The organism is Streptomyces synnematoformans (genome assembly GCF_039531005.1).
GTDB lineage: Bacteria > Actinomycetota > Actinomycetes > Streptomycetales > Streptomycetaceae > Streptomyces > Streptomyces synnematoformans.
Genome location: NZ_BAAAPF010000172.1, coordinates 1 through 15,408, shown reverse-complemented (window position 1 = coordinate 15,408; position 15,408 = coordinate 1). Strand labels below are relative to the sequence as shown.

Annotated in this window: 16 protein-coding genes; 10 read left to right on the top strand and 6 right to left on the bottom strand. The window is 72.7% G+C overall.

All coding sequences use genetic code 11. The annotated features are described in order from the left end of the window. Nucleotides 1–48: 48 nt before the first annotated feature. From ABD317_RS22955 to ABD317_RS22945, 3 genes are all read right to left on the bottom strand, one after another. A complete protein-coding gene (locus ABD317_RS22955) occupies nucleotides 49–516 on the bottom strand; it encodes a MarR family transcriptional regulator (protein ID WP_027756905.1) in 468 nt (155 codons plus the stop codon). 96 nt (nucleotides 517–612) lie between these two features. After that, nucleotides 613–1,794 carry a GDSL-type esterase/lipase family protein gene (locus ABD317_RS22950; RefSeq protein WP_344291817.1) on the bottom strand — a complete coding sequence of 394 codons (1,182 nt, stop codon included), beginning with the start codon at nucleotides 1,792–1,794 and terminating at the stop codon, nucleotides 613–615. A gap of 23 nt (nucleotides 1,795–1,817) precedes the next feature. Next, on the bottom strand, nucleotides 1,818–2,390 hold the full coding sequence (locus ABD317_RS22945; RefSeq protein ID WP_344291815.1) for a TetR/AcrR family transcriptional regulator: 573 nt from the start codon (nucleotides 2,388–2,390) through the stop codon (nucleotides 1,818–1,820). A 150-nt stretch (nucleotides 2,391–2,540) separates the two neighbouring features. Between ABD317_RS22945 and ABD317_RS22940 the strand changes: the two genes are divergently transcribed. The 3 genes from ABD317_RS22940 to ABD317_RS22930 all read left to right on the top strand — a co-directional run bounded on the left by ABD317_RS22940 (nucleotide 2,541) and on the right by ABD317_RS22930 (nucleotide 4,330). Further along, nucleotides 2,541–2,849, top strand: a complete 309-nt coding sequence (locus tag ABD317_RS22940; RefSeq protein WP_027756908.1) for a GNAT family N-acetyltransferase — start codon at nucleotides 2,541–2,543, stop codon at nucleotides 2,847–2,849. 33 nt (nucleotides 2,850–2,882) lie between these two features. Further along, a complete protein-coding gene (locus tag ABD317_RS22935) occupies nucleotides 2,883–3,293 on the top strand; it encodes a (4Fe-4S)-binding protein (RefSeq protein ID WP_344291814.1) in 411 nt (136 codons plus the stop codon). A gap of 197 nt (nucleotides 3,294–3,490) precedes the next feature. Continuing rightward, complete coding sequence (locus ABD317_RS22930) at nucleotides 3,491–4,330, top strand: alpha/beta fold hydrolase (RefSeq protein ID WP_344291813.1); 840 nt, start codon at nucleotides 3,491–3,493, stop codon at nucleotides 4,328–4,330. Nucleotides 4,331–4,552: 222 nt separating this feature from the next. On the opposite strand, the gene ABD317_RS22925 is transcribed toward ABD317_RS22930, so the two are convergent. From ABD317_RS22925 to ABD317_RS22915, 3 genes are all read right to left on the bottom strand, one after another. Next, nucleotides 4,553–4,891: a DUF6506 family protein gene (locus tag ABD317_RS22925; RefSeq protein ID WP_344291812.1), complete on the bottom strand. Its 339-nt coding sequence runs from the start codon at nucleotides 4,889–4,891 to the stop codon at nucleotides 4,553–4,555. A gap of 157 nt (nucleotides 4,892–5,048) precedes the next feature. Further along, a complete protein-coding gene (locus ABD317_RS22920) occupies nucleotides 5,049–5,540 on the bottom strand; it encodes a cupin domain-containing protein (protein ID WP_344291811.1) in 492 nt (163 codons plus the stop codon). Nucleotides 5,541–5,545: 5 nt separating this feature from the next. Further along, on the bottom strand, nucleotides 5,546–7,480 hold the full coding sequence (locus ABD317_RS22915) for a sensor histidine kinase (protein ID WP_344291810.1): 1,935 nt from the start codon (nucleotides 7,478–7,480) through the stop codon (nucleotides 5,546–5,548). A gap of 313 nt (nucleotides 7,481–7,793) precedes the next feature. On the opposite strand from ABD317_RS22915, the gene ABD317_RS22910 reads away from it, so the two are divergent. The 7 genes from ABD317_RS22910 to ABD317_RS22880 all read left to right on the top strand — a co-directional run. After that, a complete protein-coding gene (locus ABD317_RS22910) occupies nucleotides 7,794–8,399 on the top strand; it encodes a response regulator transcription factor (protein ID WP_344291816.1) in 606 nt (201 codons plus the stop codon). Between the two features lie 176 nt (nucleotides 8,400–8,575). Then, on the top strand, nucleotides 8,576–9,517 hold the full coding sequence (locus tag ABD317_RS22905) for an NAD-dependent epimerase/dehydratase family protein (protein ID WP_344291809.1): 942 nt from the start codon (nucleotides 8,576–8,578) through the stop codon (nucleotides 9,515–9,517). Beyond that, nucleotides 9,517–10,899: an MFS transporter gene (locus ABD317_RS22900; protein ID WP_344291808.1), complete on the top strand. Its 1,383-nt coding sequence runs from the start codon at nucleotides 9,517–9,519 to the stop codon at nucleotides 10,897–10,899. Before ABD317_RS22905 ends, ABD317_RS22900 begins: the two co-directional genes overlap by 1 nt. A gap of 116 nt (nucleotides 10,900–11,015) precedes the next feature. Continuing rightward, a complete protein-coding gene (locus ABD317_RS22895; protein WP_344291807.1) occupies nucleotides 11,016–11,717 on the top strand; it encodes a TetR/AcrR family transcriptional regulator in 702 nt (233 codons plus the stop codon). Between the two features lie 92 nt (nucleotides 11,718–11,809). Then, nucleotides 11,810–12,247, top strand: a complete 438-nt coding sequence (locus ABD317_RS22890) for a YdeI/OmpD-associated family protein (RefSeq protein WP_027756891.1) — start codon at nucleotides 11,810–11,812, stop codon at nucleotides 12,245–12,247. 247 nt (nucleotides 12,248–12,494) lie between these two features. Beyond that, the gene (locus ABD317_RS22885; protein ID WP_344291806.1) at nucleotides 12,495–14,060 is read left to right on the top strand and encodes an alpha/beta fold hydrolase; all 1,566 of its coding nucleotides are present in this window, start codon (nucleotides 12,495–12,497) and stop codon (nucleotides 14,058–14,060) included. A 182-nt stretch (nucleotides 14,061–14,242) separates the two neighbouring features. Then, the coding region (locus tag ABD317_RS22880; protein WP_344291805.1) for an FAD-dependent monooxygenase at nucleotides 14,243–15,408 on the top strand (1,166 nt) is incomplete at its 3' end.

Here is a 15,408-nt window from a genome sequence, read left to right as displayed (position 1 = left end):
TCGGAGGGTCAGACCCACCCGCAGCGTCACCACGCCACATCCTCACTGTCAGTCGGGCTGCTCCGCCATGTGGGCGAGGACCCGGTTCGAGATCCGGGCGAGCGTGTCGAGCTCCTCCTGGGTGAGGGCGTCGATGAACAGCCGGCGGACGTGCTCGACGTGCATGGGGGCGGCGTCCTCGATCGCCTTGTAGCCGGCCGGGGTGGCGACGACGAACGCCCCGCGGCCGTCCTCGGGGCATTCCTCCCGGGCCACCAGCCCGCGCTTCGCCATCCGCCCGACCTGGTGGGACATGCGGCTCTTCTCCCACTCCACCAGCTTGGCCAGGTCCAGGAAGCGCATCCGCCCGCCGCCGCGCTCGGTGAGGCTGACCAGCACGATGTAGTCGGAGGCGGACATGCCGGAGTCGGCCTGGACCCGGCGGGAGAGCCGTCCGATGAGCTTCTCCTGCATGCGGATGAAGCTGTCCCAGGCGGCCTTCTGCTCCGGGGTCAGCCAACGGGGCGCTGCGCTCATGGACGGAGTTTAACGAAATCGTTGACAGCTCATCTATCCCGCCTCGCCCGGGCCGGGCCGGGCCGGCGAGGCCGCCGGCGGCCCGGCGGCCCGGTGTCACGGTGCGAACGCACCGCCCGGCCCGAAGACCCGCCCGGCGAAGCGCTCGCCGATGCGGCGGTGAGCGGCCGCGTCGGGATGCAGCGCGTCGGGCAGCGGCAGCTCGGCGAAGTCCGCCTCGCCGTACAGCTCGCGCCCGTCCAGGTAGTGGAGGTGTGGGTCGTCGGCGGCGCGCTGCGCCACGATGCGGGCCAGCTCGTCCCGGAGGGTGCGGAGCGTCAGCTTCCCGTACGCGGTCTCGGCCGGGTCGCCGGTCGCGATGAACCGGATCTGCCCGCCGCCGAGCGAGGCCGGGTCGGGGGCGCAGGGCCCCGGGGTGTCTTCGTGGATCGGGCACAGGATCGGCGAGACGACGAGCAGCGGCACGGCGGGGTGCCCCTCCCTGACGGTGTCGAGGAAGCCGTGCACCGCCGGGCCGAAGGCGCGCATCCGCATCAGATCGCCGTTGACGACGTTGATCCCGATCTTGACGCTGACCAGGTCGGCCGGGGTGTCCCGCATGCCGCGCGCGGTGAACGGGTCGAGGAGCGCGCCCCCGCCGAAGCCCATGTTGACCAGGTCGGCGCCGCCGAGCGAGGCGGCGAGCGCGGGCCAGGTGGCCGTGGGGCTCGCGGCGTCGGAGCCGTGGCTGATCGAGCTGCCGTGGTGCAGCCACACCGGGCGCCCGCTCGCGCGGGCGGGCTCGACGGGGGCGTCGGTGCGCAGCGCGACCAGCTCGGTGGTCTCGTTGTGCGGCAGCCAGATCTCCACGTCCTTGTCGACGGCGGGGAGGCCGGTGAAGCGCACGGTGCCGGGCTGACCCTCGGCGTGCTCGAAGGTGCCGCGGGCCAGGTCGACGGTGAGCGTGCTGCCGCCGGCGACCGTGCCCTGCGCGGCGAGGGTGCCGTCCACGAGGAGGTCGTACGTGCCGTCGGGCCGCGGCAGGCCGCCGTAGACCCGCTTGGTCGGCAGGGTGTCCAGCTCGACGGCGGTGGCCCGGGTGCGCAGCGCGAGCCGGACGCCGGCCGGCTGGGACTCGGCCATCGCCAGCTGCCCGTCGGTGTTCTGGGCGCGGGCCCGGGCGGGCAGCCGGTGCGGCAGCAGCCCGTGCGCGGTGCGCTCGACGTCGAGGGCGCCGCGCAGCAGCGCGGGCGTCAGCGGCGTGGTGATCAGGTCGTACGTGTCGTGCGGGGTGTCCATCAGCGTCTCCTCGGCTGTGTCGCTCACGCGGCCGGCGGCCAGCCGCGCAGCAGCGCGTCGAGCGCGTCCAGGGTCCGGGCCCAGGACTCGTCGGAGTCGGGCTCGCTGTGGCTGAACGCGCCGCTCAGCTCCAGGCTCACGTAGCCGTGGAAGACGCTGCCGAGCAGCCGCACCGCGTGGGTCCGGTCCGGTTCCTCCAGGTCGTAGCCGCGTAGCAGGGCGCGGGTCAGCCGGCTGTGCCGGCCGCCGGCGCTGTCGGCGGCCGTCTGCGGGTCGAGGGGGAACCGGGCGGCCTCGTAGCGGCCGGGGTGTTCGCGGGCGTAGTCGCGGTAGACGTTGGCCAGCGCGGTCAGGGCGTCCTTGCCCGCCCGGCCGGCCAGCGCCTCGGCGGCGCGGTCGGCCAGCTCCTCAAGGGCGAGCAGCGCGATGCGGGTCATGAGGTCGTGCGAGTTCTGCACGTGCGAGTACAGGCTCGCGACCTTGACGTCGAATCTGCGGGCCAGCGCCGAGACGGTGACCTGCGCGAAGCCGACCTCGTCGGCCAGCTCCGCACCTGCCCGCGTCAGCCGCTCCGCGTTGAGCCCTGCACGCACCACGCCGCTACCGCCTTTCCCTCCTGCCGAAAGCTATCATGCATCTGCCTAACACTTTTAGGCAAATCGGTGAGACGTGGGCAGAAAGTTGACCCATCAACCAAATGCCGGTTAGCGTGGCGCCAGGCCACACAGTGGACGCATGGAGGGCACATGGCAGTGGAAGTGAGCGACGTCCCCGAAGCCCGGCGGTACGAGGCCCGGGTCGCCGGGGAGTCCGACGTCGCGGGCGTCGCGGAGTACCTCCGCACGGCGGAACTCATCGCGTTCGTACACACCGAGGTCCCGCCGGAGTACGAGGGCAGGGGAGTCGGGTCGGCGCTGGCCCGCACCGCCCTCGACCAGGCGCGCGCCGAGAACCTGCGGGTGCTGGCCACCTGCCCGTTCTTCGCCGGGTGGATCGCCCGGCACCCCGAGTACCAGGACCTGCTGTACCAGGCCCGCAGCAATGTCAGCGACTGACCGGCCGGGCGCCCGGCGGCGGAGGCGGCCGGCATGAGCGGCGGAAGCGGGAAGAAGGCGTACGAGGGCCGGTCGATCACCGTGACCTTCGAGGCCGGGCGCTGCCTGCACGCCGCCGAATGCGTCCACGGCCTGCCGGAGGTCTTCGACACGGACCGGCGCCCGTGGATCCGGCCCGACGGCGCCGAGGCCGGGCGCCTGGCCGAGGTGGTGCGCCGCTGCCCCTCGGGCGCGCTGCGGTACGAACTCGCGGACGGCACGGCCGAGGCCCCGGACGAGCCCACCCGGATCACGCGCAACGACAGCGGCCAGCTGGTCGTGCGCGGCGCGTTGCGGGTGGACACGCCGGCCGGCCGGCGTGCCGAGACCAGGGCCGTGCTGTGCGGCTGCGGGCAGAGCCGGCTGCAGCCGTACTGCGACCACGCGGGGCCCTGCGGTGAGTGACACCCCCGGACCGGCGCCGGGAATGTGCCTGCGCGCCGCTCCGCCCGGCCGGGGCACCCGGGAGTATCTTTCCGATCATGGTCGGGCCGGACGCGTGTGCGGGCGGGACGCGCATGCCGGGAAGTGAGCACGGAACACAGAGGATCTGACCCTCCGGGCCTCGGCGCCCACAGCCACTCGGAAAGGACGAGCACCCCATGGGATACATCACCGTAGGAAACGAGAACAGCACGCCGGTCGAGCTGTACTACGAGGACCAGGGCGCGGGTCAGCCCGTCGTCCTCATCCACGGATACCCGCTGAACGGCCACAGCTGGGAGCGCCAGACGCGCGAACTGCTGGCCGCCGGATACCGCGTCATCACCTACGACCGCCGGGGCTTCGGCAGGTCGTCGAAGGTGCACTCCGGCTACGACTACGACACCTTCGCCGCCGACCTCAACACCGTGCTGGAGACGCTCGACCTGCGCGACGCCGTCCTGGTGGGCTTCTCGATGGGGACGGGCGAACTCGCCCGCTACGTCTCGCGGTTCGGGCACGACAGGGTCGCCAAGCTCGCCTTCCTGGCCTCCCTGGAGCCTTTCCTCGTCGCCCGCGACGACAACCCCGAGGGCGTGCCGCAGGAGGTCTTCGACGGAATCGGGAAAGCGGCGAAGGGCGACCGGTACGCCTGGTACACGCAGTTCTTCTCGGACTTCTACGACCTGGAGGAGAACCTCGGCAGCCGGATCAGCCAGGAGGTCGTCACCGCGAGCTGGAACGTGGCGGTGTCGAGTGCCCCCGTGGCGGCGTACGCGGTCGTCCCCGCCTGGATCGAGGACTTCCGCGCCGACGTCGAAGCGGTCCGCGCCAGCGGCAAGCCGGCGCTGATCCTGCACGGCACGGCGGACAAGATCCTGCCCATCGACGCCACCGCCCGCCGCTTTCGGCGGGGCCTGCCCGAGGCGCAGTACGTGGAGATCGAGGGCGCCCCGCACGGGCTGCTCTGGACGCACGCGGACGAGGTCAACGCGGCCCTGCGCGCCTTCCTCGACTAGCTCCACGAGGAGGCGCCCTCTCCCGCCCGCGACCGGCCGCCAGGTTCCGGCTGCGGGCGCCGCCGGTGCGGGCGAGGGCGCCGGGGGTGCGGCACCCGACGACCGCCGGCGCCGTGCCCGACGCGTACCGCTGCACACCCCGGGGCACCAGCACCGTCAGCACCCCCGGCTGTGGGAACAGCTGTGCGCAGCTCGCCGCGGGCTTCACCGGTTTTCCACAGATCAGGAGGCGGGCGACGCACCTGCGTCGTACTGCGCCTCGAAGCGCTCCTTGTACGCGGCGGCGGCGGTGACCGACTCCAGGCCGAAGGTCACGTGGCCGACCGCTGCCCGTCCCCGCACCGCGTCGATCACCCGCGCCGCGTCCTGCACCGTGAACCCGCCGCACAGCTCGATGAGCTGTACCCCTTCGTCGACCAGTTCGACCGCGACGCCCGCGGCTTCGGACTCGTCCGGCACCGGGACCAGTATCGTCCGCTGCCCGGCGCGCTCGATCACGATCCGGTCGGCCGACGGGTCGGCTTGGGGCTGCCCGAAGAGGTAGGCCCACCTCATGGTCATGTCGCTTCTCCTGTCGTCGGCACTCTCCGTGCCGCCAGTATGTCCGGCTGTCCGGCCGGTACGGGGACGTCGGATGCGGCGTGCGCTCCTTCCGGCGGCGGCGTCCTTGCACGCTGCCCGCGGGCCGATGACGTACCTGCCGACGCCGGATCGGGCATCAGTTCCAGACCTCGTCGATCGAGACCGGGCGGATCTCTTCCTCCGCGGGTAGTCGTTCCGGCCCCTGCCACTCACGACCGGCCCTGCCGTCGGTCGGATAGTGCACGCAGAACGCCTCCACGTCCTCGCGGATGTCGAAGGTGCCGCGTACGCCGGCAGGCATGTAGAGCGACTCCCCGACGCCTGCCGTCCTGACCTCGCCTCCCACGCGCACCGTCAGACTTCCCCTGGTCACGACGGCGACCTCGTCGTACGCCCACAGGAAGTCGAACCGCACTCCTGCACGGAACCGGAGATAGGCCAACCCGAGACTGGAGCCCTCCCCCTCATCCGCGATGTAGCCGACATACGCCTCGTGGTCACCGACGCGCACCCACTCGGGCACATCCCGGACACCGAACTTCTGGATCGCGGTGGGTTCGAAGACCCCGGCGGTGCCCCGTGCCGTCTCGTTCTCTGCATCGGCCCGCATGGCCTGGTGACTGCTCATTTCCCCTACGTTGGCAGTCGGTCGGCTGTGCGCACAGTGACCGCCGCATCGTCGGCCGTGCACTTTGCACGGCCTGTCGGTGCCATCGGCAGGGCCGGGGCGGGATCGATGGCGACCGACGCTGTGAGGGTGAACGTGTCGTGCTCGGTGTCGGCCGTGAGGTGCCCGCCGAGGGTCTCGATCCGTGCGCGCAGGTTGGCCAGACCCGCCGCCGGGCAGGGGTCTGCCCGTACGTGGGGGCGGTCCGCGCCATCGTTGGCGACCCGCACCCGTACCTTCCCCTCAGCAGCCGTGATCTCGAACGTACAGGTCTCCGGCCGGGCGTGCCGGATGATGTTGGTCGCCGCTTCGCGCACGATGATCCCCATCAGGTTGTCCACGTCGCGAGGGAGCGGCCCGGCGTCGTTGCTGACGGTGACAGTGGCGCCCCACGCTTCGAGGAGGGCGCGTGCGGCGGAGAGTTCGTCGCGGCAGGAGACGCTGTCGCCCGCGGTGGTGAACGTGCGGACTTCGGTGAGCGCCTGCTCCGCGCTGTGTTGTGCCTGTTTGAGGTGGCCGCGGGTGGCGGCTGGATCGGTCTCCCGGGCCCGGAGGGCGAGTTCGATCTTGAGTTTGATGGCGGAGAGGTGGAAGCCGAGCAGGTCGTGGATGTCGCGGGCGAGCCGGAGGCGTTCGGTGATGACGGCGACCCGGGTGAGTTCGTCGCGGGTGGCGTGCAGCCGGCGGGTGATCTCGGGCAGGTTGTGCAGCGCGTAGATGACGGCGGCCCAGTACAGGGCACTTGCCGCGGTGTAGCCCCCCGTCCAGACCCCTTCGTGGTGCTGGGAGTACGCGAAGCAGGCGACGGCGATCGCCGCGGGCGTGGCCCACGACCATGGCGGTCGCATCCGGACGGCCGCGGTGCCGCCGGCGAGCAGCAGGAACATGGAGATTTCGTCGCGGGGGGCGGGGAACAGCGTCATGCCGACGACCAGGCCGACCTGCGTGGCCAGGGCGAGCCGCCACCAGCGCGGCGCGCCCCCGCCCTCGCGGGGAGAGCCGATATGGAGCTGCAGTGCCGCCGCCAGGAGGATGACGATGTGCGCGGCCGTGAACTCAAAGGCGCTCCCGTCCCAGAGCATGTTGATGACGGAGGTGGCGAGGAAGTCGGCCACGATCAGCAGGTGCGCCCACCTGGCGAACCGCAGCTCGACGCCGACGGGCGGCTGCCGCCTGGGTGCCGGGCCGACCGGGCGGGGGCTGCGGTGGATGTCGGCGATCGCTCGGGCATCGGCGGCTGCCCGGTGGGCGAGTCCGCCGAGCACCGTGAGGCGGCCGTGATCGACCGTCGGCGACGCGAGCGCGTCACGGGTCTGCCCGACGAGGGTTGACAGCTGGGTGCCCACATCGGTGCTGAGACGGTCAGCCGCACGCAACCGCTCCGCCTCGACCTCGACGTCGGCCAGCCGCTGCCCGTCCTCGTGCGTCTGCCGTACGAGCTGAGCGAGCCGGACGATCGCGAAGATCGCGAACCCGTTGGCCACGTTGACGAAGAGGGCGTACGCGAACATCAGGGCGGACGGATGGAAGTACCCGGCCAGGACGGCGTCGCCGACCGCGACGACCGCGAACAGGACCCATGAGGCGCGCAACGGAGCCGCCAGCAGGACGCTCGCACACAGCGCCGTTCCGGCCAGCCCCCAGCCCTGGCCGACCACCAGGTAGGGCGCGAACACCGCACCCGCCTGGATGCACAGCAGCAGCACCGGCTGCCCCCGCCCCGTGACGAGCAACACCAGGGCCGCGGCGAGAACGACTTCCATCGCGATGCAGAATCCGACCAGGCCGGCAGACCACTTCGTGTGAAAGGCGAGCGACTGCAGGTGCCAGAGGATCCGGATCGTGAAGAGAAGGAAGGTGGCTGCGAACGCGAACAGCCCGGCGAACCGCGGTTGCAGCATCACCAGACGCCCCCCGTTCCGGCTTGGCCCCGGCTCGGGCCCGGCCGCCGTCGCGCTGCGTGGGCGTGCGGCGACCGCCGTGACCACGCCTGCCACCCTTGCCTCACTATAGGCCGGAATCGGCCGCAGCCCGGTCCCGGCGACGCCGTCGGCTCATCGCCGCCGCCGCGTACAGATGAGGCTCGCCCTGTCCTCGACGCTGCCCGTGCCGCACGGTGGGTCGTGCACATTGCACGGCGGCCCGGGGGCGGTTCGCGCAGGGGCGACGTAGGGTGACGTCACCGTACTCAGGCAGGTGACGAGGGGGCGTGTGGTGATTCGGGTCCTGGTGGCCGAGGACGTCCGCCTGCTCCGCGAGGCCCTGGTCGACCTGATCGGCTACGAGGACGACATCGAGGTGGTCGCGTCGGTCGAGACCGGCGACGCGATCGTGCCGGCGGCCGTGCGGGTGCGGCCCGACGTCGCCGTGATCGACATCGAGCTGCCGGAGCGCGACGGCCTGGACGCCGCGGCCGAGTTGCGTGACGTGCTCCCGGACTGCCGGACGCTGATCCTCACCGGAGTCGGCCGGCCCGGCAACCTCCGCCGCAGCGCCAGGGCGAAGGTGGCGGGCTTCATGCTGAAGGACTCCCGGCCCCAGGAGCTGGTGGCGGCGATCCGGACCATCGCGGCCGGCGGCCAGGTGATCGACCCGCAGCTCGCGTTCGCCGCGTTGGACGTGGCCGACAGCCCGCTGACCGAACGCGAGGCCGACGTGCTCAGGCTGACCTCGGAGGGCTTGAACCCGCGCGAGACGGCGGCGCGGCTCCACCTCACGTACGGCACGGCACGGAACTACCTCGCCACGGCCGTGACCAAGCTGGGCGCACGGAACCGGGTGGACGCCATCCGGATCGCCACCCAAGCGGGCTGGATCTAGCGACACTCCGACGGGCCACTGGTGCCGCCGCGCTCGCGCGCGCCCGCCCGGTGTGCGGATCGCACGTCCGGACGGTGCATCCCCCGGGGCCGGTCGGTGCGTCCGGCACTGGTGGCGGCCGGAACGCGCTGCGAGCGTGAGCGACCTGTCCGTTCTGCCGCTCGCTTGGAGGAATGATGCGCGTTCTGGTTGCGGGAGCCACCGGGGTGATCGGCCGCCAGCTGCTTCCCGCCCTCGTCGCCGCCGGGCACGACGTGGTCGGCCTGTCGCGGACCGCTCCCGGCGCCGACACCGGCCCGGCGGGTATGCGGATCGTCGTAGGGGACGCTCTGGACCGTGCTTCGGTGGCACGTGCGGTCGACGAGGCGGCCCCGGACGCGGTGGTGAACATGCTGACCGCGATTCCGCCGGAGATCGATCCGAAGCGGCTCGCCGAGCAGTTCGCCTTGACCAACCGGCTGCGCACCGAAGGCACCCGCAACCTGCTCGCCGCGGCCGGCGGGGTCAAGCGGGTGATCGCACAGGGGCTCGCCTACGTGTACGACCCGGAAGGCGCCGGCCCCGCCGACGAGGACGCGCCGTTGTGGCGCCGACCACCGGGGCAGTTCGCCCCCGTCCTGGCCGCCCTTCAGGAGCTGGAGCGGACCACCCGGGACGCCGGCGGTCTGGTGCTGCGGCTCGGCCATCTCTACGGACCGGGCACCCTCTACGCGCCCGACGGGGCGTTCGTCCGCCAGGTGAGGGCAGGCAGGCTGCCGTTGGTGGGCGGCGGCACGGCGACGTTCTCGTTCTCGCACACCTACGACGTGGCGACGGCCGTCGTCGCGGCCCTGGCCGGTGACCAGACCGGGGTGCTGAACGTGGTCGACGACGAGCCGGCCCCGATGAGCGAATGGCTTCCCTTCCTGGCGCACCTCGTCGGCGCCCCCGAGCCCAAGCGCGTGCCCGTCTTCCTCGCCCGGTTCGCGGTCGGCCCGTGGGGCGTGGCCTTCATGTCCCGACTGCGCGGAGCGGACAACACGCGGGCCAAGGCCACGCTGGACTGGAAGCCGCGGTACCCCTCGTGGCGCGCGGGGTTCGCCACGGAGCTGGGCGGAGCGGCGGCGGACGCGTCGTGATGACGACAGCTCAGTCGGCGAGGCCCGGCGCGCCGGCGCCGCGGCGGACCAACTGGCTCGTCGTGGCGGCCACCGGCGTGGCGGTGTTCATGGCGCAGCTGGACACCACGGTGGTCAACGTGGCGCTACCGGAGATCGAGACCGAACTCGGCATCGGCACCAGTCTGACGCAGTGGATCGTGCTGGGCTACGTCCTTCCGATGATCGCCCTGTCGCTGCCGAGCGGGAGGTGGCTGGACGGCGCGGGGCACCGGAACGCGCTGGTCTTCGCCGTGTCCGGATTCGTCCTCGCCAGCATGGCGGTGGGCCTGGCGCCGGGCGTCGGCCTGCTGATCGCGGCGCGGGTGCTTCAAGGGGCGTTCGCCGCGGTGCTGTTCGCGCTGATCCCGGTGCTGACCACGGTGGCGACGCGGCCGGATCAGCGTGGGCGCGCCATGGGGATCGTGATGACGCTCGGACCGCTGGGCGGCGTGAGCGGGCCGGTCCTCGGCGGGCTCCTCGTCGAGCATGCCGGCTGGCAGTGGATCTTCTATCTGAACGTGCCCGTCGGGCTGGTCGTGATCGCGATCGGTCTCACGCAGTTGCCGTCCGGCTCGGCGCTGCGCGTGCCCGGCAGGGGTTTCCTGGCGGAGATCGCGCTCCTGGCGATGGCCGTGGTCGCGATGATGCTGTCGCTGACCTTCACCGCCGAGTACGGACCGGGCTGGCTGCTGCTGGCACCGCTGGCGCTCCCGTTCGTCCTGCTCTGGTACCGGCACCCCAGCAGCGGCGCGGTGCGGGAGCTGCTGCGCTCTCCGGGCATGCCGGGCCCGCACCTGGTGCTCGTGACGGAGATGACCGCGGTCATGGTCATCGCGTTCCTCGTTCCGTTCCATCTCCAGCGTTCCGCCGGCGCGACGCCGGCCGAGGTGGGACTGACGATGCTGGCGTTCCCGCTCGCCACGATGGCCTTCGGCCTGATCGGCGGTGCGCTCGCGGACCGGTTCACCCCGCGCCGGGTGACCGGCGTGGGAGCCGTGGTGGTCACGCTGGGGGTGAGCCTGATGGTCCCGTTGGCACCGGGATGGGGCATGGCCGACCTGATCTGGCGGCTGGCCGTCGTCGGGGTGGGCGCCGGCCTGCTCGCCGGTCCGAACCAGATGATGGCCATGAACAACTCGCCGCGGCACCTGCTGGGCACGACCGGGGCGTCGACCAGTCTGGTCCGCCAGATCGGCACCGCCTTCGGCCCGGCGCTGGCGACCACCCTGTGGGCGCTGCCCGGCTACACCCTCACCGGGATGCGGCTGGCGATGGGTACGGCCGCCCTGCTGGCGGCGCTCAGCATTCTCGCACTGGCCCGCACGCCGCGAGTGGCCCTACGCGAGGGCGGGGGCGCGTAGGGGGCATGGCTCTGCGTGGCCGCGCCGAGGGTGCGGATCAGGCGGGACATGCTAGCCTTACACTATAAGGGAGTCAAAGGAAGCGACACGCAGCGGCAAGAGGGGCGGCGGAGCCGATGCCGGAGAGAGGTAGGGGCCGGCGCGGAGCGCCGGCGCGCACCCCGCTCAGCCGCGAGCGCGTGATCCGCACGGCGGTGGCGGTCGCGGACGAGAAGGGCTCGGCCGCGCTCAGCATGCGGGTCATCGCCGAACGGCTGGGCGTCGAGGCGATGTCGCTCTACCACCACGTCGCGGGCCGGGAGGACATCCTCGACGGCATGGTGGACGTGGTCTTCGGCGAGATCGACCTGCCGCCGCGCGACACCGACTGGAAGAGCGCCATGCGCCACCGCGCGGACTCCGCGCGTGCCGCCCTCCGGCGCCACCCGTGGGCCGTCGCCCTGCTGGACTCCCGCGCCCGCCCCGGCCCGGCGACCCTGCGCCACCACGACGCCGTCGTCGGCGCGCTGCGCGCCGGAGGGTTCTCCGTCCCGATGGCCGCGCACGCCGTCTCGCTGATCGACAGCTACCTGTACGGCTTCGTGATCCAGGAGTCGAGCCTTCCGTTCAGCGGCCCGGCGGAGCTGGACGAGGCCGCGGACGCCTTCCTGCGCGAGATGCCCGCCGGCGCGTACCCGCACCTCGCCGAACTCGTCACCGAGCACGTCCGCACACCCGGCTACGACTACGCCGGCGAGTTCACCTTCGGCCTCACCCTCATCCTCGACGCCCTGCACCCGGACGAGGCCCCGCCGCAGCCGCCCGGAGCCTGCCCGTAACCGGCCCGGCGGGCGATTCTGCCGACCCGCGGCGCCCTCCGCGGCCAGGATGGTGGACGCAGACGCAGAAGCAGACGCCGCAGGAGGCGACGATGAAGTTTCAGTCCAGGGTCGAGCCCCCGGAGCCGATGAAGGGGCTGGAGATCCCGCCCGAGGTCGTGGAGTCGCTCGGCGGCGGCAAGCGGCCCGCGGTGACGATCACGCTGAACGGGCACGTGTGGCGCAGCCGCGTCGCCATCATGCGGGGCCGCTACCTCATCGGCCTGAGCAAGGCCAACCGGCAGGCCGCGGGGGTGGAGACCGGGGACGAGGTCGAGGTCGGCCTGGAGCTGGACACCGAGCCGCGCGAGGTGGTCGAGCCCGAGGAGCTGATCAGCGCCCTCGACGCCGACCCGGAGGCCCGGATCGCGTACGACAAGCTGCCCCCGGGGCGCAAGCGGCAGTACGTGATCACCGTCGAGGGGGCGAAGAAGCCCGAGACCCGGCAGCGGCGGGTGGAGAAGATCATCGCGGAGCTGCGGGACCGCTGACCGGTCGGGCCGGCGCTCCCCGCGTCCGCCCCTTCATTCTCCCCAATCCCCGCAATCCCACGGGCACCACCGGTAATTGACCGCCCCGGGGCTCGGCCACCGAGCCCCGGGGTTTCTCCTTTTCTGTTCAGCGTTCGCGGGCTTCCCGCCGCCGCACCCCCGTGGATACTCTTCCCGCCACCTCCCCACGCACCGCGCCCGGAATCGGGCTCATGTGGGGTGTCCCTTCATCGAGAGCGGGGGTTTCGTGACGAAGAAGCGCATATCCATAGCGGCGGCGGCCGCGACCGTCCTGGCCGGTTCACTGGTGGCGTTACCCGCACGTGCACCGGCGGCCGAGGCGCCGGCGGGATCGGCGGACCCGTCAGCCGGCGGCATTGCGTGGTCGCCGTGCCCGGAGGACGACCCCGTCATCGGGGACCGGCTCAAGGGGCTGGAATGCGGCTCCCTCCGGGTCCCCCTCGACCACGCCCGGCCCGACGGCCGGCAGATCACCCTCGCGCTGACCCGCGCCCGGCACACCGCGCCCGCCGCGGACTACCAGGGTGTCGTCCTGCTCAACCGCGGCCAGTGGCCCGGCCAGTTCGGCCGCGACCTGCCCACCCGCTTCGCCAAGGGCACCACCGGGCTGCCCGCCGACGTCGGCGCCGCCTACGACTGGATCGGCTTCGACCCGCGCGGCGTCGGCGCCAGCGAGCCCGCGGTCACCTGCGACCCCGCCTACGTGTGGCCCGGCCACGCCAAGGCCGACTACGTGCCGCGCACCGTCGCGGACGAGCGCGCGTGGGTCAGGCGCGCCCGCGCCTACGCCCGCAGCTGCGGCCGCAAGTACCGCGCGGAGCTGCCGCATCTCACCACCCGCGCCACCGCCCGCGACCTGGACCTGATGCGCAGGGCGCTCGGCCAGGAGCAGATCAACTACCTGGGCTACGACTACGGCACGTACCTCGGCTCCGTCTACGCCACCATGTACCCCGACCGCGTGCGCCGCATGGTGCTCGACACCGTGGTACGGCCCAGCGGCGGCTGGTACGAGGGCGGCCTGGAGCAGACGGAGACGTACGAGGCGAGCGCGCGGACCTTCTTCGGCTGGATCGCCGCGCACGACGATGTGTACGGCCTCGGCGCGACCGCCGACGCGGTGGAGGAGAACTACTACCGCGGAAGGGACCGGCTCCGCGCGGCCCCGGTCAACGGCGACCTCGGCCCGTCCGAGTACACCGACATCTTCCTCATCGACCTCTACCGCAGCTCCAACTGGGCCCGCCACGCCGCCGCGCTCTCCGACTGGGTGGTCCGCGGCGACCCGGCGGGCCTGCTGGCCCACTTCCGCGCCCCGGACTTCCCGGGCCACAACAAGCAGGCGATGTACAGCGCCATCCAGTGCGGCGACGCGCCGTGGCCGCGCCACTGGAAGCGCTGGAGCGCCGACCACCACCGCCAGTACCGCCGGGGCAACACCTACATGACCTGGTACGTCGCCTGGTACAACGCGCCCTGCGCGTTCTGGCCCGTCTCCGCGTCCGCACCGCCGCAGGTCGGCGACGACGACGTGAACGTGCTGCTGACGCACGCGGAGAACGTCGCCGCGACACCCGTCGGCGGCGCGTACGACATGCACGAGCGGTTCCCGAACTCCCGGCTCGTCCTGGAGCGCGACGGCTTCAACCACGAGGTCGCCCTCATGGCGAACAACAACGGGTGCATGAACGCGTACGTCAGCGACTACCTCCGGGACGGCACCAGGCCGCCGTCCGCACAGGGCGCGGACGCCTCCTGCGCCCCCGCCCCCCTGCCCGACCCGGCGCCCTAGCGCACCCGGCCCGGCCGCATACGGCCCGCGTATTCCGCCCGGCGTTCAACCGGGCGGAATACGCGGTCGAACAGCGGCCTTTTCCGGCCGCGTCCCCGCGGCGGCAAACTCGCCTCGAACGACACCCGCTGACTAGTTTTGCGGCGGCGATTCTTGCCACCACTTGCGAGGAGGGTCGGAAAATGACAACTGGCGTCATTGTCGTCGGTGCCGGTCCCGTCGGGTTGATGCTGGCCGGCGAACTCCGACTGGCCGGGGCGGACGTCACCGTGTACGAGCGGCTGACCGCCCCGACCGGGGAATCGCGCGCGCTCGGATTCAACAGGCGGGCCGCGGAATCCCTCGACCAGCGCGGGCTCCTGCCCGGCCTCGGCGAGTTCCGCTGGGGCCCGATGGGGCACTTCGGCGGCGTCCGGTTCGACCTCGGGATGCTGGCCGAGGACCAGAGCGGGGTGCTCGGCCTGTCCCAGGCCAGAACCGAGGAGATGCTCGCCGGCTGGCTGGCGGGCCTCGGCGTGCCGGTGCGCCGCGGATACGAGGTGACGGGCCTCCGCGAGGCGCCGGACGGCGTGGCGGTGTCCCTCGCCGGGCCCGAGGGCCCGAGCGAGGACACCGCCGCGTACCTCGTCGGCTGCGACGGCCCGCGGAGCACCGTCCGCCGGCTCGCCGGCATCGGCGCCCCCGGCCGGGCGGCCACCCGCGGCATGTACACCGCGGAGATCGCCGGGGTCCCGCTGCGCCCCCGCCCGATCGGCGAACGCCTCCCCGGCGGCCGCATGGTGGTCTGCACGCCGCTCGGCGACGGCCGCCTGCGCATCGTCATCCACGACCCCAGCCTGCCGAAGGAGCCCGACCCCGCCGCGCTCACCTTCGCCGAGGTCGCCGCCGCCTGGCAGCGGCTGACCGGCGAGTCCATCGACGACGCGCGCGCCGACTGGCTCTGGGCCCGCGGCAACTCGGTCGCGCTGGCCGACCGGTACCGCAGCGGTCGGGTGTTCCTGGCCGGCGACGCCGCGCACGACGTGCCGCCGCTGGCGGCGTGGGGGCTGAGCGCCGGGCTGCAGGACGCGGTGAACCTCGGCTGGAAGCTGGGGCTGGTTCTGAAGGGGCTGGCGCCGGACACGCTGCTGGACACGTACCACGCGGAACGGCACCCGGCCGGCGAGCAGTTGGTACGCAACGCGCAGGCCGCCTCCCTGCTCTACCTCGGCGACGCCGGGATGGACCCGGTGCGCGCCGTGTTCGGCGAACTGCTCACGCACGCCGACGCCGCGGAGCACGTCGCCGGGGTCGTCAGCGGGTTGGGGATCCGGTACGAGGTGGGGGCGGGGGAGCATCCGCTGCTGGG